Source organism: Roseomonas sp. WA12 (assembly GCF_054165765.1).
The window spans coordinates 4,115,688-4,134,565 of record NZ_CM135108.1; the positions used below are offsets into that span (position 1 = coordinate 4,115,688).

Here is an 18,878-nt window from a genome sequence, read left to right on the forward strand (position 1 = left end):
TCCGGGACAAGCCGCCTCGGCGGCTGTCCCGGTACCCCGTGCCGCTGCCCTATACCGAGCCGGGCAGCGGACGGTAGGGCAGCGGGGGGAACCGTGTGGCGTGCCACGACACCCTCTGCCACACCCCGCCCGTGACATAGGGGTCCTGCGCCCACCAGGCGCGGGCCGTGTCCAGATCAGGATGCGCGGTGATGGCGACGGAACCCCGCATCGCGCCCCCTGGCGCATCTAGAATTGCCCCGCCGACTGTCAGCGTACCGTCCAACGCCGCCGGCCGCACCCGCGCCAAATGCGCATCCCGCACCGCGAGCCGCCGGGCTAGTGCATCGGCATCCTGCCCATCCCAACCGATAGCGACGGCATGGGTCGGCTGCGGCGGCACCGGCCCGTCCGGCAAGGGGCGATAGGGCAGCGGCGCCACCCGGAAGGGATGCACCTCGAAGCCCTCCCACACCCCTTCCCGCCGGAACGGCTCGGCCTCCAGATAGCGGTCCAGCGCCTCGGGCGTGACGAGCATCAGCGAACCGCGGTTGGCGCCCGCCTCGTCCAGCAGCGGAACGCCCAGGATCAACTCCCCCGCCTCCGCCATTGGCCCGATCAGCGCCAGATGGGCCTCCCTCACCGCCCCGATCCGAGCGGCGGATTCCGCCGTCGCCCGCGCCAGGACCATCCGGCATTCGGTCATCGTATCGCCCTCCGAGCTGCCTCAGGCTTGCGCGGGGCGACGGGTGGCGCAAGCACGCGGGTGGCCCCGGGGGAGCGCCGCTCCCCTGCTGCAAGATTTCACCGGGTCCGGGGTGGCCGCTGCCCCCCTGGTGGTCGCGGGGAAGGCAGACCCTCCCGCACGACCACCGAAGAGCCACCTACTTGTTGGTGCGCCCAAACCCGCCACCCGGCGTGATCCCGCCATTGGGTGTCGTGTCGTTGGCCACGTCACCCTCATCGGTGTTGTCGGCTTGCAGCGCCTCCGGATCGGTTCCCCGGCCGAACGTGCCCTTGGAGGACCCGATGCCCGGATTGCGCTCGTCATCCGACGGCGGGCGGGGGATGCCGTCCCCCAGCCCATCCTCACCCCGTTCCTTGGCGCCCATGCCGCCCTTGGGGTGCTTCGATGCGGTCATGCTCATCTCCCGTTCCATTGGCTGGAAAAGGATAACGGCCGCAGCCTCCGCCGGTTCCGGCCCGTGCGGCTCAGTACATGTGCTGGCCGCCATTGATGGAGAGCGTGGAGCCGGTGATGAAATCGGCCTCGTCGGCGGTCAGGAACGCGACCCCGCGCGCGATGTCGTCCGCCGTGCCCAGCCGCCCGCGCGGAATACGTGCGATGATCTTCTCCAGCACATCCGCCGGCACGGCGCGCACCATCTCCGTGTCTACATAGCCGGGGGCGATGGCGTTCACCGTGATGCTGGCCCGCGCCCCTTCCTGGGCGAGAGCCTTGGTGAAGCCGTGGATGCCGGACTTGGCGGCGGCGTAGTTCACCTGCCCGTACTGCCCGGCCTGGCCGTTGATGGAGCCGATATTCACGATGCGCCCGAACTTGCGGGCCGACATGCCGTCCCAGACCAGCTTGCACAGGTTGAAGCAGGAGCCGAGATTGGTGTCGATCACGTCGTCCCACTGCTTGCGGTCCATGCGCTTCATCGTGTTGTCGCGCGTGATGCCGGCGTTGTTCACCAGGATCTCGATCGGCCCCACCTCGGCCTCGATCCGGCGCGTGGCCTCCGCGCACTGCTCCCAGTCCGAGACGTCGAACTTGTAGGTGCGGATACCCGTCCGCTCGGTGAAGGCGCGTGCCGCCTCGTCATTCCCGGCATAGGAAGCGACGACGGTGCGCCCGGCCTTCTGCAGATGCTCGCTGATGGCCGCGCCGATGCCGCGCTGCCCACCCGTCACGAGTGCGATTCGTGCCATTTCCTGCGCCCTTTCAAGTCCGTTGTCTCCCGCATCCAAAGCTGACGTGGGCAAGGAGGGGCATCAAGGGTACGGCGAGCAAGATCGCACCGCACAACGCCGATTTGCGTGGTCAGCCTGTGCCGGAGCCCTCCGGATGCGGGCCTGCGCGTAAACAAATGCTGGCATTTCCGCACCGGGCGGGTGTAGAGGGCCGCCCGCCCGCGCACCCAACGGTCCGCGTCGCCCCCGCCCGCACCGCACCGACCGCCCGCCGAGGATCGCCCCGCCATGGACACCCCGATCGCTGCCGTCCTCTGGCCCGACCACGCCCGGCGCGACATGGCCGCCCTGATGCGCCTGATGGCGCATTTGGAGCGCTGCTGCCTGGAGATAGGTGCCGAGGACGCCGCCGGCCATCTGGCCGAGGCCGCGGCCTCCCTGGCGCAGGACGGCGCGCAGCGGCGCATGGCGGCCTGACCGGCCGCGCCCGGCCCTCCTGGGCCGGGATCTGTCAGCCCGTTCGGGCCGCGACGGCTTTTGCCTGCGTCAGCCGGCGCCGCTCTTGCGCCGCAGCTCCGCCAGCTCCTCGCGCAGCGCGACGATCTCGTCGCGCATCGCCTCGACCTCGCTCACGGCACCCTCCTCCGGCGTCGAGCCGGGCGCGCCGGCCGCCCCGCCGCGCGGGAAGGGCGAGAACAGGCTCATCGCCCGCTCCATCATCGCCAGGTTCTGCTTGCCCAACTCCTCGAAGGGCGCGAAGGCGTTGAAGGGCGCGATCCCGCCGATCGACGATCCCATCGTGCCCCCCATCGCGCCCTGGGCCGCGCGCCGCATCCCCTCCTGCTGCCGCGCGAAGGCGCCCATCGTCGCCTCCAGGTAGCGCGGCACGACGGATTGCAGGCTGTCCCCGTACAGCCCGATCAACTGGCGCAGAAAGGGGATCGGCAGCAAGTTCTGCCCCTTGCTCTCCTCCTCCACGATGATCTGCGTCAGCACGGAACGGGTGATGTCCTCCCCCGACTTGGCGTCCGACACCGTGAAGTCCCGCCCCAGCCGCACCATTCCCGCTAGATCCTCGAGCGTGACGTAGGAGGAGGTCTCGGTGTTGTAGAGCCGCCGGTTGGCGTATTTCTTCACCACGACCGGCGGGCGGGCCGGCACGTCGGGCGTCGGATCCTGGGGCGCGGCGGATTCGGACATGGTACGGTGTTCCTCTTCCGGGGATCGCCCGGACGTGATGTGTCGTTCTTGCGCCCGGGGCGGGTTGCAGCCTTGATGACCGGCCAGGATGCAATGCTAGACCTGCCATGCCGCACTGCGGAAGGCGCCTCGCATCGGGATTCGCGGCGCGGCGTCCGCGCCACGGACCGCGGGCCGGAACGGCGAGGAAGCCGCTGGCCGGGTTTTCAGCGGGCGTGCCGCGGGGTCGGGGATGCCAGCCGGAGAATGAATGAGCGGTTCGAAAAGCGCCGGGTCGGGTGGGGCAGGGGGCGAGGGTCAGGATCCCGACCAGCGTCCGGGCCCATCGCCGGATCTTGCGCAGCTGGCCCAGGACTGGATCGCTCTCTGGCAGGGCGAGCTCGCCGCCATGGCCGCGGACCCCGAATGGACCACCGTCTCGGCCTCCGGCTGGGCCGCCTGGATGCGCGCCTGGGCCACCCCGCCCGCCTCCGCTTCATGGCCGCCCGGATGGGGCCAGTCCGCCCTCTTCCCGCCCGCTCCTACCCCGTTCGGCCCCACCCCGTTCGGCCACGCTGCATTCGGCGCGATGCCGTTCAGCCAAGCCCCGGTCAGCCCAGCACCGTTCGGTCCGCCGCCGCCGGGCTGGCCCGTTCCACCCGGGGCACCAGCATGGCCCGCACCGGGCATGGCTGCGGCGCCGCCATCCCCGCTCCAGACAGTTACCCCGGACCCGCTGCATGACCCCCCGCCGCGGCCCCCGCCCCCTCCCGGCACATCTCGCCCTCTCGATGAACCGAGCCTGGCTGTCCCTGGCCGCGATCCCGACCCCCTCGCCGCCCGGCTCGACGCCCTGGAGCGCGAGCTGGCCGGGCTTCGCGCCGCGCTCGCCGGCGGGTCTGGCGGAGCGGGACCGGATCCTTCGCGAAAGCGGAAGCGCAGGGCCTGACGCCCTCCGTGCCGCCGTCTGGCAGCGCCTGTGGCAGGACGACGCCGCGCTGATCCGCGGCATCCTGGCCTACCGGACTCACCCCTGGCGCCGCGACCTGCCCGACCCGCCCGCCCTCTGGTCCGAGAGCCCCTCCCGCCTGCTGGATTACGGCGGAGCCGGCCACGCTGCCCTCTTCATCCCCTCCCTGGTCAACCGAGCCTCGGTGCTGGACCTGATGCCCGGCCATTCCATGCTCCGCTGGATGGCCGCCCAGGGAACCCGAACCCTCCTTCTGGACTGGGGCACCCCCGGCTCCGCCGAGCGCGGCTTCACCCTCACCGATTGGATCGCCGGCCGCCTCGAACGCGCCATTGCCGCCGCCACTCAGGCCACCGGCGGTCCCGTTACCCTGGTCGGCTACTGCATGGGCGGGCTGCTCGCCCTTGCCGCAGCCCTCCGCCGGCCGGACCGCGTCCGCGGCCTCGCTCTCCTCGCCACGCCCTGGAACTTCCACGCCGCCGACGCCCCCCGCGCCCAGGCCGTCGCCAAACTTCTCCCGGCGCTGGAACCGGCCATGGCCGCCACCGGCGCCTTGCCCGTCGATGCCCTCCAGCTTCTTTTCGCCGGGCTCGATCCCTTCGGCATCGCGCGGAAGTTCCGCACGTTCGGCCGGCTCGACCCCTCCTCTCCTCGCGCTGCCCATTTCGTGGCGCTTGAGGACTGGCTGAACGACGGCATCCCCCTGTCCGCCCCTGTCGCCCGCGAATGCCTGGCCGGCTGGTACGGCGCCAACACCCCGGCCAAGGGCGAATGGCGCGTCGCCGGTGCCTCAGTGGACCCCGCCGCCTGGCGCGGCCCGTCCTTCTTGGCCATCCCGCGCGGCGACCGCATCGTGCCGCCCGATAGCGCCCGGGCCCTGGCCCGCCAGCTGCCTGACGCTTCGGTGCTGGACGTTTCGGCGGGGCATATCGGGATGGCGGCGGGAATGAAGGCGGAGACCGTGCTGTGGTCGCCCCTCCGAGACTGGCTGCGAAGGCCGGGGGAGTGAACTCCCCCGGACCCCCTCCTTTTTCAGCAGGGCTGCCGCGGACGGCGATGAACGCGCGCCACTAGAACCTTCAGAAATAGAAGGGGGTCCGGGGGGATACCTCCCCCCGGCCTTCCTCCCGCCCCACATCAAACCGCGAACGAGGTTGTGCGCTCCCGGCGCCGGACGCACTCTCGCAGCACCGCACACGGAACGAGACGCCGCACGGCGCCCGGACAAGCACAGGAACAGCCGGTCATGGACGACATCGTCATCGCCTCCGCCGCCCGCACCCCGGTGGGCAGCTTCAACGGCGCCTTCTCCACCCTGCCCGCCCATCAGCTCGGCGCCATCGCCATCAAGGCGGCGCTGGAGCGTGCGGGCGTGGAGCCCGGGCAGGTGGACGAGGTGATCCTCGGCCAGGTGCTGGCCGCCGGCGCCGGGCAGAACCCGGCCCGCCAGGCGGCGGTGCTCGCCGGCATCCCGGTGGAGCGCACGGCCTTCGGCATCAACCAGCTCTGCGGCTCCGGCCTGCGCTCGGTGGCGCTGGCCGCCCAGCAGATCGCGACCGGCGATGCCAGCATTGTCCTCGCGGGAGGGCAGGAGAGCATGACCCAGGCGCCGCACGCGGCAAATCTGCGCGCCGGCCAGAAGATGGGTGACCTCGCCATGGTCGACACCATGATCCGCGACGGGCTGTGGGACGCCTTCCACGGCTACCACATGGGCAGCACGGCCGAGAACGTGGCCGAGAAGTTCCAGATCACGCGCGAGCAGCAGGACGAGTTCGCCGCTGCCTCCCAGCGCAAGGCGGGCGAGGCCATGAAGGCCGGCCGCTTCCGCGACGAGATCACCCCCGTCACCGTGAAGGGCCGCAAGGGCGACACGGTGGTGGAGAACGACGAGTACCCCAAGCCCGACACCACGCTGGAGATCCTCCAGAAGCTGCGCCCCGCCTTCTCGAAGGACGGCTCCGTTACGGCCGGCAACGCCTCCGGCATCAATGACGGCGCGGCGGCCATCCTGGTGATGCGCGGCGCGGAAGCGGCCAAGCGCGGCGTCACCCCGCTGGCCCGCATCGTTTCCTGGGCAACTGCGGGCGTGGACCCTTCCATCATGGGAACCGGCCCGATCCCGGCGTCCCGCAAGGCGCTGCAGAAGGCCGGCTGGTCGATCGACGACCTCGACCTGATCGAGGCGAACGAGGCCTTTGCCGCCCAGGCCTGCGCGGTGAACAAGGACCTGGGCTGGGACCCCTCCAAGGTGAACGTGAACGGCGGCGCCATCGCGCTGGGCCACCCGATCGGCGCCTCGGGCGCGCGGGTGCTGTCCACGCTGCTGTTCCAGATGCGGCGGCAGGGGGCCAAGAAGGGCCTGGCCACGCTCTGCATTGGTGGCGGCATGGGCGTCGCGATGTGCGTCGAGGCGGCCTGAGCTGAGGAAAGGCCGGGGAGAAGGAATTCTCCCCGGACCCCTCACCGTCCTCTTCGAGTCAGGGCACGGCAGCAGTCTCTCGCCGGGCCGGCCCCTGCGTTGTTGATTCCGCAAGGCCAGGGGCTTACGCAACCCCATCAGAACTGCAGTGCCGGCCCCATATGCCCTCCGCCATGCCCGATTATGACGCCCTCCTCGCCTCCCATCTCGACGCGCTGCGCGCCGAGGGCCGTTACCGCCACTTCCTGACGCTCCACCGCCAACCCGGCGCTTTCCCGCGTGCCTTGCGCGCCGATGGCCGCCCGGTCACCGTGTGGTGCAGCAACGACTATCTGGGCATGGGACAGCACCCAAAGGTGCGGGACGCCATGATCGCCGCCATCCAGCAGGACGGCGCCGGCGCCGGCGGCACGCGCAACATCTCCGGCACCGGCCGCCATCACGTGGCGCTGGAAGCGGAACTCGCCTCCCTGCACGGCAAGGAGGCCGCGCTCGTCTTCAACTCCGGCTTTACCGCGAACGAGGCCGCGCTCTCGACGCTGGCCACCCTGCTCGGCGCCACCATCCTCTCGGATGCCGATAACCACGCCTCGATGATCGCCGGCATCCGCAACGGCCGCGGCCCGAAGCGCGTCTTCCGCCACAACGACGTCGCCCACCTTGCTGAGCTGCTGGCCGAGTTGCCGCTGGACGCGCCGAAGGTCGTCGCATTTGAATCCGTCTACTCCATGGATGGCGACATCGCCCCCATCCGCGCCATCGCAGACCTCGCCCGCCGCCACAACGCGTTGACCTATATCGACGAGGTTCATGCGGTGGGCCTCTACGGCCCCGGTGGCGCCGGCGTTGCCGCGCGCGACGGCGTGGGGATCGACGTCGTGGAAGGCACGCTGGGCAAGGCCTACGGTGTCGGCGGAGGCTATGTTGCCGGCAGCCGCACCCTGATCGACGCCATCCGCTCCTTCGCGCCCGGCTTCATCTTCTCCACCACACTCACCCCGGCTGTCGCGGCCGGTGCCCTGGCCAGCATCCGCCACCTGCGCGGTTCCGACGCCGAGCGTACCGCCCACCAGGAACGCGCCCGCGCCACCCGCTCCGCCCTTCACGCCGAAGGCCTGCCGGTGATGGAAAACCCCAGCCACATCGTGCCCGTCATGGTCGGTGACGCCGCCCTGTGCCGCCAGGCCAGCGAGATGCTGCTGGAGGACCACGGCATCTACATCCAGCCCATCAACTTCCCCACCGTGCCGCGCGGCACCGAGCGCCTGCGCATCACGCCGACGCCGCTGCATGACGACGCCGCCATCGCCCATCTGGCGGGCGCGCTTTCGGCGGTGTGGGACCGGCTGGGGCTGCAGCGGCAGAAGCGCGCCGCGTGAAGTCTGTCCCGCGAGGCTTTGCCTCTCGGGCCTACAAACAGACGGGAGGTCGAGGAACCTCAGGTTCCTCACGAATGGCGTCTGGGGAAGGCAGAGCCTTCCCCTGTGGTCACCAGCGCGGCCGCTCCCGCTCGATCGCCAGATCCAGCGCCCGGTCCGACGGATCCAGCGCCGGCTCCAGCCGATCCAGCGCCGCCGTGAACTCCGCGCGCAGACCCGCCTTGCGGTCCTCCGGCAGCCAGCTCGCCTCCACCCCCGCCAGGCTGAGCCTGCGCGCCTCCGCCACGCCCCAGCCGGTGTGATGGAACACCTGCCGCCAGGAATGGCCGATGGTGGTGGCGAACATGGTGGGATCGTCGGTGCCGAGCACGATATTCAGCCCCGCCTCGAACATGCGCCGGATGCGCTCGATCCGCGGCAGGCGGTTCGGCACGATCGAAGACCAGCAGGCCATGGTGAAGGGCGTGCCCTCGCGCGCCATGCGCGCCATGATCGCAGGGTCGGCCAGCATGTTGTAGCCGTGGTCGAGGCGGTCGCAGCCCAGCGCGTCGCGGCAATGGGTGATGTGGGCGGGCGGCCCTTCGAACAGCGTCTGGTTGTCCTCGCAGACATGGGCGGTGCGGCGCAGCCCCATGCGGCCTGCGCGGCGCCAGGCCTCCACCCAGACCAGCGGCGGCCCCGCGCGCTCCGCGCCATCCAACCCGATGCCGACGACGCGCGGATGCGGATGGGCCCGCACCCATTCCAGCATCTCCAGGGATTCGCTGGGCAGGCACACGCTGCGGTCGATGCAGGCGATCATCAGCGAGGAGACGCCGAAGTCGCGCTCGGCGCGTTCCAGCCCGGCCGCCAACCCCTCCACGATCAGCGGATAGGTCGCGCCATTGGGCGTGTAGTAATGCGGGTTGAAGAAGATCTCGACATGCCGCGCATTGCCGTGCCGGTGCATGTCCTCGATGCACTCATAGGCCACGCGCTCGAAATTCTCGCGCTGGCGCACGGCCAGCGCGCCGAGGCGCAGCACCTCGAGGAAGCCGTAGAAATCCGGCCACTGGTACAGCGTCTCCGCCGGGCGCGGCAGGCGCACGCCGTTGGCGGTGGCGATGTCGTGCAGCGTGGTCGCGCGCATGGCGCCGGCGATGTGTAGGTGCAGCTCGACCTTGGGGACGAGGTCGAGCCAGTCGGAGTACCTGAGCATCAGCGGCCGCGCCGGATGTTCCAGAGGAACATGGCCGGGCCCACCGGCACGTCGCTCAGCTCCGCCCGCCAGGCCGAGGCCGCCACGAACTGGCCGAGCGGCATGTAGAAGCCCTGCTCCGCCGCGCGCGCCTGGATGATCTCGGACAGCCGCTTGCGCTCCGGCTCCGAGGAGGTGGCGGCGAAGGCGGCCCGCTCGGCCTGCACCTGGTCGTCCTTCGGCCAGCCCGCGAAACCGTTCGGCGGACCCGACGCCTCCATGTAGCTGTTCTGCAGCGGCGTCTGCATGTCCGGCACGGTGTTGGTGCTGTGGAAGATGTTCCATCCCTCCGGGCGCCCGCGGCGGCCGAAGAAGGTGTTCAGATCCATGCTCTGCAGATCGACGGTGAAGCCCAACTTCGTCAGCAGGTCCTGGGTGACGAGGCCCAGCGAAGCGATGCCCGGCGCATCCGCGGGGTGGAGGATCACCACGGGCTTGGACAGGTCCACGCCGCTCTCCCGCAGCAGCCGCTTCGCCGCCTCCAGATCGGGCTTCAGCGGCATGCCCGCCGTGGTCTCGTATGGCGTGCCGCAGCCGAGCATGGAGCGGCACTCGCGCGCGTATTCAGGCAGGCCGGCCACGCCGGGCAGGTAGTCGTTCTGGTCCACCGCCATCATCACCGCGCGCCGCACGCGCACGTCGTTGAAGGGCGGCAGCAGGTGGTTGAAGCGCAGGATGCCCTGGTAGCCGAAAGGCGAGACGACCTGCACCTTCACCGCGCGGTTGCGCTGCAGGATGGGCAGCACATCCGCCGGCAGCCGCTCCAGATAATCCACCTCCCCGGTCGCGAGCGCGCTCACCTGGGAGGAGACATCGGGCATGGCGATCAGCTCGATGCGCTCGAAGGTCGCGCGCTTGGCGCCCGAGGCCCAGACGGAGGGCTCGGCGCGCGGCCGATAATCCTCATGCCGCACCAGCACGATCCGGTCGCCCGGCCGGTACTCGGCGGCGACGAACTTGTACGGCCCGGACCCAATCGGCTCCGTCACCGGCCGGCTCGGCGGCGTCTCGGCCAGGCGCTTGGGCATGATCATCGGCACCATCGCGCCGGGCTTTGCCAGCGCCTGGAGCACGAGGCCGAAGGGCTGCTTCAGCTTGATGCGGATGGTGCGCGCATCCGGGGCATCCAGCACCTCGGTCGCCCTGATCATCACGCTGCCCAGCGCATCCCGCGCGCCCCAGCGGCGCAGGCTGGCGGCGCAATCCTCACCCGTCACGGGCGAGCCGTCATGGAAGGTCAGCCCCTCCCGCAGGAAGAAGCGCCATTCCAGCCCATCCGCGCTGGTTTCCCAGCGCTCGGCCATCTGCGGGGTGGGCTCCCACTTGTCGTTCACCGCCAGCAGCGTGTCGTAGACGAGGTAGGAGAAGTCCCGCGTGGTGAAGCTGGTGGTGAAATGTGGGTCCAGGATGGTCGTCAGCGTCTCCGGCACCACGCGCAGGGTGGTGGCGCGGGACGCGCCCTGGGCGCGGGCCAGGCCCGGGACGAAGGCGGGGGCCGCCAGGAGGGTGGAGGCGGCAAGCAGCGAGCGGCGGTGCATGGGAACTCTCAAAACAGCCTTATGGGGCCGTTTACAAGCAATCCCCGCACCAACCCAGCCATTCCGCAGGGCGCTCCGCCGCGCTACACAGGGGAATGGTTGCGCTCACCTCCCCCGACTTCAAGCGCCGCGCCGCGCGCGCCCTGGCCGATCCGGGGCTGCAGAAGGCGCTCAAGCGCGGCGGGTCCGGCTTCAATTCCAAGCGCACCCTGGCGGTCGCGGCCTTGCCGGAATTCGAGCAGCTGCGCGACATCGGCCGCGATATCAAGAACCACACCCTCGCCAATCTCGACCACTACCTTGAGGTGTTCGAGCGCAACGTGCAGGCCAACGGCGGCCAGGTGCACTGGTGCGCGGACGCCGCCGAGGCGCGCGCCGTCGTGCTGCGGATCTGCCAGGACGCCGATGCCCGAACCGTGACCAAGGGCAAGTCGATGATCTCCGAGGAGATCGGGATCAACGAGCACCTGCAGGCAAACGGCATCACTCCCGTCGAGACAGATCTCGGCGAGTATATCCTGCAGCTGGTCGACGAACCGCCCAGCCACATCATCGCCCCCGCCTTCCATCTGAACCGCGAGGATTGGGAAAGCCGCTTCCGCGCCGCCCATGCGGACCTTCCAAAGGACCGCGTCTTCAATGAGCGCCGCGACATCATGGTGGAAGCCCGCCAGAAGCTGCGCGAGCGCTTCCTCGCCGCCGATGTCGGCATCACCGGCGCCAACTTCCTCATCGCGGAGACCGGCAGCTCCGTCATCGTCACCAACGAGGGTAATGGCGACCTGACGCAGACGCTCCCGCGCGTTCACATCGCGCTTGCCAGTATCGAGAAGGTGGTCCCCACACTGGAGGACTGCACGAGCCTCCTGCGTGTCCTCGCGCGCTCCGCGAGTGGCCAGGACTTCTCTGTCTATACCACTTTCAGCACGGGCATCCGCCGCGAACGCGACCTGGACGGGCCGGAGGCCTACCATGTCGTCCTCATCGACAACGGCCGCTCCAACATGATGGGCACGGACTTCCAGGACATGCTGCGCTGCATCCGCTGCGCCGCCTGCATGAACCACTGCCCGGTCTATGGCGTCACCGGCGGCCACGCCTACGGCTGGGTCTATCCCGGCCCGATGGGTAGCGTTCTCACGCCCTCGCTGGTGGGCGTGGAGAAGTCGGGCCACCTGCCCAACGCATCCTCCTTCTGCGGCCGGTGCGAAAGCGTCTGCCCTGTAAAGATCCCATTGCCGAAGATGATGCGCCACTGGCGCGAACGCGAGTTCGAGCGTCACCTCACCCCGTCCACCATCCGCAGCGGGCTGAACATCTGGGCCTGGTTCGCGCGCCGCCCCGCCTGGTACCGCGCCGCCTCCTGCCTCGGCATGGGCGCGCTGGCCCTGCTCGGCCGCGGCACCGGCCGCTTCCGCAGCCTGCCGCTCGCCGGCGGCTGGACGCGCAGCCGCGATCTTCCCGCCCCCGAACCCGGCGGCACCTTCATGGCCCGCTACGCTGCAACACAGAGGCGCCGATGAGCAGCCCAGGGAACAGCCGCGAGCACATCCTCGGTGCCATCCGCCGCGGCCTGCATCGCGGCCCGCTGCCGGCGGATCAGCGCGCGATGCTGGACGGCCGCCTCGCCACCCATCCGCGCCACCTCATCCCCGCCCGCTCCCGCGTTTCCCGCGCGGAGCAGATCTCCCTCTTCGTGAAGAACGTGGAGAAGGAGTTCGGCACTGTCGAGCGCGTGGAGACCGCCGCCTCCGTCCCTGCCGCCATCGCCGACTACCTGGCCGCCCAGAATCTCGAACCGCGCTTCGTCATGGCGCCACATCCCGAGCTGACGGGCCTGCCCTGGTCCGACCGACCGATGCTGCAATTCGAGACGCGCCGCGCGCAAGCGGACGACCCCGTCTCCGTCCAGCACGCCTGGGCTGCGGTCGCGGAAACCGGCACGCTCCTGTTCCCATCGGACCCCACGCGCCCCACCACGCTGAACCTGCTGCCCGAGACGGAGATCGCCGTCATCCGCGCCTCCGCCATTGTCGGCGCCTATGAGGAAGCGTGGGACCGCCTGCGCGCCGAACGCAGCGGCGCGGAACCCTCGGGCGGCTTCATGCCGCGCAACATCATGTTCGTCACCGGCCCCTCCCGCTCCGCCGATATCGAGCAGACGCTGGAACTCGGCGCCCACGGCCCGCGCCGCCTCCATGTCGTGCTAGTCGAGGACGAGCCCGCCGCCAGCACCCTCCTTTCCGAAATCGCCGATCCGCGCCCGGAGGCAGCGCGGGAACCCGTGGCCCGACCCGGCGAGATCGCCAACCCGGCCGATTAGATGGCCCGCCGCTCCCGCATCGTCTCGCCGTCGGAGCGGGCGCTCTGGCACGCCTATCTGTCGCTTAACGCGGTGGAAGCGTTGCCCGGCCGCGACGCACCCCCGCCTCCGCCGCCGCCCGCCCCACCGCCCGAACCCGCCCCGGCCCCCGCCGCCGTCACGCCCCCGCCGCGCCCGAAACCCACCCCCGGCGTGCCGACCGTCTCCGTCGGCCAGCCCGGCGCCGGGCTGGACGAGAAGCGCTGGCGCGACCTCCGCCGCGGCAAGACCCGCCCCGAGCGCACGCTGGACCTGCACGGCTGCCGCGCCGAGGAAGCCCATGGCGCCACCCTCTCCTTCCTCCGCAGCGCCCATGCCGACGGGCTGCGCTGCGTGGCCATCGTCACTGGCAAGGGCGGTGGCGAGGGCGGCATCTTGCGCCGCGAGCTGCCGCACTGGCTGAACCTGCCCTCCGTGCGGCCACTAATCCTGGGTGCCGCGCATCCGCATCGGGCGAACACGGGCGCGGTGCATCTGCTGTTGCGAAGGCGGCGGTGAAGGCCGGGGGAGGTGAACTCCCCCGGACCCCCTCCTTTTTCTATCGGGCTGCCGCGGAACAACGGCCACTGGTGCGCCAGCAGAACACCCCAAAAGAAGGAGGGGGGTCTGGGGGAGTTCACTCCCCCGGCCTTTCTCCTAAGCTTCCCGCCGAACCACCCCGGGAAAGACGCCCATGGACCCCGTCGTTGTCGCCGTTGCCATCACCGGCTCCGTCCCGCGCAAGAAGGACAACCCCGCGGTCCCCACCACCCCGGCCGAGCAGGTGGAATCCACGCATGAGGCCTTCGAGGCCGGCGCGACGCTCGTGCACATTCATGTCCGCAACCCCGATGAATCCTCCTCCTCAGACCCCGTGCTGTTCGCGCAGGTGCAGGAGGGTGTGCGGAAGCACTGCCCGGGCATGATCGTGCAGTTCTCCACCGGCGGCCGTGGGCGCGATCCCGCCGCGCGCGGCTCCTCGCTGCCTCTCAAGCCGGACATGGCCTCGCTCTCCACCGGCTCGGTGAACTTCCCCACCATCGTCTACGAGAACTCGGCCGCCCTGGTGGAGCAGCTGGCGACGGGCATGCGCGACAACGGCGTGCTGCCGGAGATCGAGATCTTCGACCTCTCCCACCTGCACGGCGCAAAGCGCCTGCACGAGGCCGGGCTGATGAATGCCCGCCCGCATGTGCAGTTCGTGATGGGCGTGAAGAACGCCATGCCCGCGGAGGAACACCTGCTGAACCTCATGCTGGGCGAGCTGCGCCGCGTGTTGCCCGATGCGAGCTGGACCGCGGCCGGAATCGGCGTGAACCAGGCGCGCGTGATGGAATGGGCGCTGGCCCGCGGCGCGCAGGGCGTCCGCACGGGGCTTGAGGACAACATCCGCGTCTCGCGCGATCGCCTCGCCGCCTCCAACGCGGAGCTGGTTCGGATGGCCGTGGAAGCCGCTGCTCGCCACGGCCGCCGTCCCGCCACACCGGCCGAGGCGCGCCGGATGCTCGGCCTCGCGCCGGCCCCCTCGCCAGCGGCGTGACGCCCTTCGGCGCACGCCTGCGGCAATGGCGCGCCGAGCGTGGTGTCGCGCTGCAGGACATGGCGGCGGCAATGCAGGTCTCCGCCGCCTACCTGTCCGCGCTGGAACACGGCCGGCGCGGCGCGCCCTCGGACGGGCTGGTGCATCAGGTCTGCGAGTATCTCGGCCTGATCTGGGATGATGCGGATGAGCTGAACCGCCTCGCGCGGCTGTCGCGGCCGCGCGTGGTGCTCGACACCGCCGGCCTTACGCCGGAGGCCACCGCCCTGGCCAACCGCCTCGCCGATACCATCCGTACCCTGCCGCCCGCAAAGATCGCGGCCCTGCGCGCGGTGATCGAAGGCCAGGAGACCTAGTGCAGCGTCGGGCTGGGCGCGAAGACGAAGCGTGGCGGCGGTGGTGCCGCGGGCAGCCGCATCCCGCCACTGGCGGCCAGTTCCGCGAACTGCTCGGCCGCGCGCAGTGCTGCGGGCACGGCCTCCCCCGTCAGCCAGTCCTTCAGCAGGTCGATCGCCGTCGCCCGGTCGCCCCGCTGCAGCGCCGTAACCAGGCGCAGCATGCCCAGCTCCGCTTCGCCGAGGGAGGTGCAGGGCGGGTGCCGCACGTCGAGCAGCCGGCGCGCGCCCTGGGCGATGATGGTCATGAACAGATCAAAGGCGACCACAGCCGCGGAGGACATGGAGGCCAGCCCCATGATCTCCCGCCAATCCGGATGCGGGGCCGAGGGCACCTGCAGCGGCGCCACCCAGGCGCGCAGCGCGCCGACGACGAACAACTCCTCAGCGCCGAGATCCATCGTGGGCCGCTCGCCCGGCACGGGCGGGTGGCATCCGTCGCACACGCCGCCGCTCATTGGAGCATGAGCGTGACGGGCCGGCACGGGCGGGCGAGGGTCATCCGCATCCTCCTGAGGCTGCGCCCTATGATCTACCGCAACTGATAAGCGCTCGCAAATCAATATGCATCGCAGCCGGGCTATCCGCCGGCCGCCTCAGGCCGCTGGCGCCGTCCGCAGGCGACTGACCCGCAGCAACCCCTCCCGCTCCAGCAGCGGATGGGCGAGCCCCGCCAGATGCCCGGCGATCCCCTTCAGGTCCCGCGTCACATCCAGCGCCAGCCTTGCGGTGGCCGCCGAGGCATCGTCCGCGCTGCGCCCCAGCCGCTCCACCGCCGCGCGCTCCGCCTGCCGCCAACCCTCCTTCTCGACCACCAGCTGCCGCGCGGCGGCGGGGTCGTTGCCCATGAATACGGCCACCGCCAGCCGCAGCTGCGCGATGGCACGCCCGTGCAGCGCCCCCAGCTCCTCCGCGAGTTCCGGCGGCAACGCCGTGCCGCGACGGGCCGCGCGGGTGGCGTGCCGGGCCAGGCCACGTTCCACCATGTCGCCCACATGCTCCAGCACGATGGCGACGTCGCGGATCTCCTCAAGCCGCGTCACCTCGGCTGGGGTAAGGCTCTCGCGCGGCAGGTTGGCGAGGTAGCTGTGCACGGCGCGGTGCAGCCCATCCACCACATCGTCCCGCCGGGCCGTGGCCTTCGCCCGGTCCATATCGGCGCGGCGCAGCGCGGCCGCGGCATCGCGCAGCATCGCCTCCACCTCGTCGGCAATGCGCAGGACCTCCCGCGCCGCGTTGGAGAGCGCGACGGCGGGCATGGAGACCGCCTCCGGATCCAGGTAGCGCGGCGCCGCGGCATCGGCGGCGGCCGGGGGCGCGGGCAGCAGCCGGGTCAGCACGCGGCCGAGCGGGCCGAGGAAGGGCAGGGTGACGAGCGCCAGGATCAGGTTGAAGCCGAGATGCGCGTTCGCCACCAGCCGCACCGGGGAGGCATCCACCCAGCGCAGCGCCTCCGTCACCGGCCCGATCAGGGCAAGGGCCAGCAGCGCCCCCGCCAGCCGGTTCACCAGGTTGCCGATCGGCATGCGCTGCCGCGACAGGTCCCGCACGTCGCCGCGCGCGGCGAGCACGGGCGTCACCGCGCTGCCGAGATTGGCACCCACCACCATAGCCACTGCCGCCTGTGGCCCCAGCACGCCGGCGCCCGCGAGCGAGCCGATCAGCAGCACCGCGGCGACGGAGGAGTGCATCGCCCAGGCCAGCGCCGCCGCCGCAACGAGGTTGAGCAGCGGCGAGCCCTCCAGCAGGTGCAACACCTCGCGGAAGGCGGGCGAGGCTTGCAGCGGCGCCATGCTCTCCAGCATCAGATGCAGCGCCGCCAGCATCATGCCGAGCCCGATGGCTGCCCGCCCGGCCTCGCGCTGGCGGATGCGCGGCCGCCGATAGGCCGCCCAGCCCAGCAGGATCAGCGCGGGGAAAACCGCGCGCACGTCGAAGGAGAGGAGCTGCACGATCAGCGCCGTGCCCACATTGGCGCCCAGCATCGCCGCCAGCGCCGGCACCAGCGCCAGCGCGCCGTTCGCCGCCAGCCCACCGACCATCAGCGCCGCCGCCGTGCTGCTCTGCAACGCCGCAGTGACGCCGAGCCCGGCCAGGAAGGCGCGCAGCGGCGACCCCAGCGCCACTCGCACCACGCGCCGCAGATCCGCCCCGAAGGCACGCTCGATCCCGCGCTGCACGAGGTGCAGCCCGAACAGCAGCAGCGCGGCCTCGCCCGCCAGCTCGATCAGCAGCCGCAATGCGTCCAAAACAACCTCCAGACGACGCGTGACATATAAGGACGGCGTGTGGGGATTTGCACGCTGAATGTGGAACTCCGGGCATCACAGCCCCGGGGGGGACTTCTCGCCCGCCCGCACCGGGCGATAGGCTCGCCGATCCAGGCGGGAGGCGGGGCAATGGACTACGACCGGGCAGGCGCGAAGCCCTTCGCGCGCGAACACCTGCGCGGGCTCTGGTGCGCCGCCCCCACACCCTTCCGCCAGGACCTCTCGCTGGACGAGGCCGGCTTCCGCGCCAACCTGCGCCACTGGTTCACCGATCTGGGCGTGGACGGCGTCTTCGTCGCTGGCAAGCAGGGCGAGTTCTTCTCCCTCTCGCTGGAGGAGCGAAAGCGCCTCTTCACCATCGCGGCCGAGGTGGCGCGGGACACGGGCCGCCGCACCATCATGTCCTGCTCCGACCAGAACCTGGACACGGTGCTGGAGCTTGCCGCCCATGCCGAGCGCTGCGGCGCCGACTTCATCGTCGTCCACGCTCCCGTGCTGCACTTCCTGCACGACCGCGACGAGACGCTGGTGGAATACTACCGCCACATCAGCGAGCGCACGCGGTTGGGCATCGCGCTGTGGTCGCATCCCGACAGCGGCTACCTGATGAGCCCCGACCTGTGCCTCCGCATCGCGGAGATCCCGAGCGTCGTCGCCATCAAATACTCCGTCCCGCGCGAGATGTATGCCGAGCTCTCCCGTCACGCCGGCGACGCGCTGCTCGTCAGCACCGCCAGCGAGGAGGAGTGGCTCGACAACATCCTGGAGCTCGGCTGGCGCCTCTATCTCTGCTCCGCCCCGCCCGCCCTGCTGCAAACCTCGGCCGACACGCGCATGCGCGAATACACCGACCTCGCCTTCGCCGGCCGCGCCGAGGAAGCCCGCCGCGTCTTCGACAGCCTCGCCCCCGTGCGGCAGGCCATCCGATCAACCAAGCCCGGCGGCAAGCCGCCCGCCCACACGAAGTACTGGATGGAGCTGCTCGGCCAGGCCGGCGGCCCCGTGCGCGCGCCCATGCTGAACCTGACGGAAGCCGAGCGCGCCGCCACCCGCGCCGCCTTCAACGCCTGCGGCCTGAAGATGCCCAAGCGGCAGGCGCCCGGACAGGCTGCGGAGTGACGCCGATGCGCAAGCCCTTCGACTTCAAGGCCTGGATCGCCGAGAACGAGCACCTGCTGAAGCCGCCCGTCGGCAACAAGCTGCTCTTCGAGGATGCGGAGACGGTCGTGCAGATCGTCGGCGGCCCGAACGGGCGCGTGGACTTCCACGACGACCCCGTGGAGGAGTTCTTCCACCAGCTGCGCGGCGACATGGTGCTGAAGGTGCACATGGACGGCCGCATCCAGGACATCCCCATCCGCGAGGGTCAGGTCTTTCTGCTGCCCAAGCATGTGCCGCACTCGCCGCAGCGCCCGCAGCCCGGCTCCATCGGCCTGGTGGTGGAGGGCCGCCGCCCCGAAGGCGCCCGCGATGCCTTCGAGTGGTACTGTTTCACGTGCAACGGCCGCGTCCATCGCATCGAGCTGGTGGTGACCGACATCGTGCGCGACCTGCCGCCCCTCTACGCCGAGTTCTACGCCAGCGAGGAGAAGCGCACCTGCCCGCATTGCGGCGCGCTGCACCCTGGCAAGACCCCGCCCGAGGGTTGGGTGAGCCTCTAGGAACAGCCGGCGGGCACCCGCGCCGTCCTCCAGGGCGGCCTGGAACCTGC

19 protein-coding genes are annotated in these 18,878 nt (G+C 70.9%); 11 read left to right on the forward strand and 8 right to left on the reverse strand.

Annotation, left to right across the window (positions count from 1 at the left end; genetic code table 11):
* Window positions 1-49: 49 nt before the first annotated feature.
* The 3 genes from ACVBD7_RS19465 to phbB form a co-directional block, all read right to left on the reverse strand.
* On the reverse strand, window positions 50-685 hold the full coding sequence (locus ACVBD7_RS19465; RefSeq protein WP_458094896.1) for a YciI family protein: 636 nt from the start codon (window positions 683-685) through the stop codon (window positions 50-52).
* Between the two features lie 178 nt (window positions 686-863).
* Window positions 864-1,121, reverse strand: a complete 258-nt coding sequence (locus ACVBD7_RS19470; RefSeq protein ID WP_458094897.1) for a hypothetical protein — start codon at window positions 1,119-1,121, stop codon at window positions 864-866.
* 70 nt (window positions 1,122-1,191) lie between these two features.
* Window positions 1,192-1,914, reverse strand: coding sequence for an acetoacetyl-CoA reductase (gene phbB, locus ACVBD7_RS19475; protein WP_458094898.1), 723 nt, complete (start codon window positions 1,912-1,914; stop codon window positions 1,192-1,194).
* Window positions 1,915-2,184: 270 nt separating this feature from the next.
* Here phbB and ACVBD7_RS19480 point away from each other — a divergent pair, with 270 nt between their 5' ends.
* Window positions 2,185-2,373: a soj family protein gene (locus ACVBD7_RS19480; RefSeq protein ID WP_458094899.1), complete on the forward strand. Its 189-nt coding sequence runs from the start codon at window positions 2,185-2,187 to the stop codon at window positions 2,371-2,373.
* A 69-nt stretch (window positions 2,374-2,442) separates the two neighbouring features.
* Here ACVBD7_RS19480 and phaR read toward each other — a convergent pair whose 3' ends face one another.
* A complete protein-coding gene (gene phaR / locus ACVBD7_RS19485; RefSeq protein WP_458094900.1) occupies window positions 2,443-3,096 on the reverse strand; it encodes a polyhydroxyalkanoate synthesis repressor PhaR in 654 nt (217 codons plus the stop codon).
* 719 nt (window positions 3,097-3,815) lie between these two features.
* On the opposite strand from phaR, the gene ACVBD7_RS19490 reads away from it, so the two are divergent.
* From ACVBD7_RS19490 to hemA, 3 genes are all read left to right on the forward strand, one after another.
* Complete coding sequence (locus ACVBD7_RS19490) at window positions 3,816-5,054, forward strand: alpha/beta fold hydrolase (RefSeq protein ID WP_458094901.1); 1,239 nt, start codon at window positions 3,816-3,818, stop codon at window positions 5,052-5,054.
* Window positions 5,055-5,291: 237 nt separating this feature from the next.
* Window positions 5,292-6,467 (forward strand): acetyl-CoA C-acetyltransferase, encoded by a 1,176-nt coding sequence (locus ACVBD7_RS19495; RefSeq protein ID WP_458094902.1) that lies wholly within the window; start codon window positions 5,292-5,294, stop codon window positions 6,465-6,467.
* A 173-nt stretch (window positions 6,468-6,640) separates the two neighbouring features.
* Window positions 6,641-7,846 (forward strand): 5-aminolevulinate synthase, encoded by a 1,206-nt coding sequence (hemA, locus tag ACVBD7_RS19500; RefSeq protein ID WP_458094903.1) that lies wholly within the window; start codon window positions 6,641-6,643, stop codon window positions 7,844-7,846.
* A gap of 109 nt (window positions 7,847-7,955) precedes the next feature.
* Here hemA and add read toward each other — a convergent pair whose 3' ends face one another.
* Window positions 7,956-9,044: an adenosine deaminase gene (gene add, locus ACVBD7_RS19505; protein ID WP_458094904.1), complete on the reverse strand. Its 1,089-nt coding sequence runs from the start codon at window positions 9,042-9,044 to the stop codon at window positions 7,956-7,958.
* Entirely contained in the window at window positions 9,044-10,621 is a 1,578-nt protein-coding gene (locus tag ACVBD7_RS19510) for an ABC transporter substrate-binding protein (protein ID WP_458094905.1), read from the reverse strand. The genes add and ACVBD7_RS19510 overlap by 1 nt, the downstream gene beginning before the upstream one ends.
* Before the next feature lie 95 nt (window positions 10,622-10,716).
* Between ACVBD7_RS19510 and ACVBD7_RS19515 the strand changes: the two genes are divergently transcribed.
* The 5 genes from ACVBD7_RS19515 (at window position 10,717) to ACVBD7_RS19535 (ending at window position 14,858) form a co-directional block, all read left to right on the forward strand.
* Entirely contained in the window at window positions 10,717-12,144 is a 1,428-nt protein-coding gene (locus ACVBD7_RS19515; protein ID WP_458094906.1) for a lactate utilization protein B, read from the forward strand.
* A complete protein-coding gene (locus ACVBD7_RS19520) occupies window positions 12,141-12,944 on the forward strand; it encodes a LutC/YkgG family protein (RefSeq protein ID WP_458094907.1) in 804 nt (267 codons plus the stop codon). The genes ACVBD7_RS19515 and ACVBD7_RS19520 overlap by 4 nt, the downstream gene beginning before the upstream one ends.
* Window positions 12,945-13,481, forward strand: a complete 537-nt coding sequence (locus ACVBD7_RS19525; RefSeq protein WP_458094908.1) for a Smr/MutS family protein — start codon at window positions 12,945-12,947, stop codon at window positions 13,479-13,481.
* Between the two features lie 175 nt (window positions 13,482-13,656).
* Entirely contained in the window at window positions 13,657-14,502 is an 846-nt protein-coding gene (locus ACVBD7_RS19530) for a 3-keto-5-aminohexanoate cleavage protein (RefSeq protein ID WP_458094909.1), read from the forward strand.
* Window positions 14,499-14,858: a helix-turn-helix domain-containing protein gene (locus tag ACVBD7_RS19535; protein ID WP_458094910.1), complete on the forward strand. Its 360-nt coding sequence runs from the start codon at window positions 14,499-14,501 to the stop codon at window positions 14,856-14,858. The genes ACVBD7_RS19530 and ACVBD7_RS19535 overlap by 4 nt, the downstream gene beginning before the upstream one ends.
* On the opposite strand, the gene ACVBD7_RS19540 is transcribed toward ACVBD7_RS19535, so the two are convergent.
* Window positions 14,855-15,343, reverse strand: coding sequence for a hypothetical protein (locus ACVBD7_RS19540; RefSeq protein ID WP_458094911.1), 489 nt, complete (start codon window positions 15,341-15,343; stop codon window positions 14,855-14,857). The two genes, ACVBD7_RS19535 and ACVBD7_RS19540, sit on opposite strands and share 4 nt — an antisense overlap.
* Window positions 15,344-15,493: 150 nt before the next feature.
* A complete protein-coding gene (locus ACVBD7_RS19545; RefSeq protein WP_458094912.1) occupies window positions 15,494-17,146 on the reverse strand; it encodes a Na/Pi cotransporter family protein in 1,653 nt (550 codons plus the stop codon).
* Window positions 17,147-17,296: 150 nt separating this feature from the next.
* Between ACVBD7_RS19545 and ACVBD7_RS19550 the strand changes: the two genes are divergently transcribed.
* Both ACVBD7_RS19550 and ACVBD7_RS19555 read left to right on the forward strand, forming a co-directional pair.
* Window positions 17,297-18,286, forward strand: coding sequence for a dihydrodipicolinate synthase family protein (locus tag ACVBD7_RS19550; protein ID WP_458094913.1), 990 nt, complete (start codon window positions 17,297-17,299; stop codon window positions 18,284-18,286).
* Window positions 18,287-18,291: 5 nt separating this feature from the next.
* Window positions 18,292-18,828 carry a 3-hydroxyanthranilate 3,4-dioxygenase gene (locus ACVBD7_RS19555; protein ID WP_458094914.1) on the forward strand — a complete coding sequence of 179 codons (537 nt, stop codon included), beginning with the start codon at window positions 18,292-18,294 and terminating at the stop codon, window positions 18,826-18,828.
* Window positions 18,829-18,878 lie beyond the last annotated feature (50 nt).

Coding starts and splice junctions, on each gene's coding strand:
- ACVBD7_RS19470 (WP_458094897.1), bottom strand. CDS start 1,121: ATGACCGCATCGAAGCACCCCAAGGGCGGCATGGGCGCCAAGGAACGG.
- ACVBD7_RS19480 (WP_458094899.1), top strand. CDS start 2,185: ATGGACACCCCGATCGCTGCCGTCCTCTGGCCCGACCACGCCCGGCGC.
- ACVBD7_RS19555 (WP_458094914.1), top strand. CDS start 18,292: ATGCGCAAGCCCTTCGACTTCAAGGCCTGGATCGCCGAGAACGAGCAC.
- hemA (WP_458094903.1), top strand. CDS start 6,641: ATGCCCGATTATGACGCCCTCCTCGCCTCCCATCTCGACGCGCTGCGC.
- ACVBD7_RS19515 (WP_458094906.1), top strand. CDS start 10,717: ATGGTTGCGCTCACCTCCCCCGACTTCAAGCGCCGCGCCGCGCGCGCC.
- ACVBD7_RS19495 (WP_458094902.1), top strand. CDS start 5,292: ATGGACGACATCGTCATCGCCTCCGCCGCCCGCACCCCGGTGGGCAGC.
- ACVBD7_RS19550 (WP_458094913.1), top strand. CDS start 17,297: ATGGACTACGACCGGGCAGGCGCGAAGCCCTTCGCGCGCGAACACCTG.
- ACVBD7_RS19530 (WP_458094909.1), top strand. CDS start 13,657: ATGGACCCCGTCGTTGTCGCCGTTGCCATCACCGGCTCCGTCCCGCGC.
- phaR (WP_458094900.1), bottom strand. CDS start 3,096: ATGTCCGAATCCGCCGCGCCCCAGGATCCGACGCCCGACGTGCCGGCC.
- add (WP_458094904.1), bottom strand. CDS start 9,044: ATGCTCAGGTACTCCGACTGGCTCGACCTCGTCCCCAAGGTCGAGCTG.
- ACVBD7_RS19490 (WP_458094901.1), top strand. CDS start 3,816: ATGACCCCCCGCCGCGGCCCCCGCCCCCTCCCGGCACATCTCGCCCTC.
- phbB (WP_458094898.1), bottom strand. CDS start 1,914: ATGGCACGAATCGCACTCGTGACGGGTGGGCAGCGCGGCATCGGCGCG.
- ACVBD7_RS19525 (WP_458094908.1), top strand. CDS start 12,945: ATGGCCCGCCGCTCCCGCATCGTCTCGCCGTCGGAGCGGGCGCTCTGG.
- ACVBD7_RS19520 (WP_458094907.1), top strand. CDS start 12,141: ATGAGCAGCCCAGGGAACAGCCGCGAGCACATCCTCGGTGCCATCCGC.
- ACVBD7_RS19465 (WP_458094896.1), bottom strand. CDS start 685: ATGACCGAATGCCGGATGGTCCTGGCGCGGGCGACGGCGGAATCCGCC.
- ACVBD7_RS19510 (WP_458094905.1), bottom strand. CDS start 10,621: ATGCACCGCCGCTCGCTGCTTGCCGCCTCCACCCTCCTGGCGGCCCCC.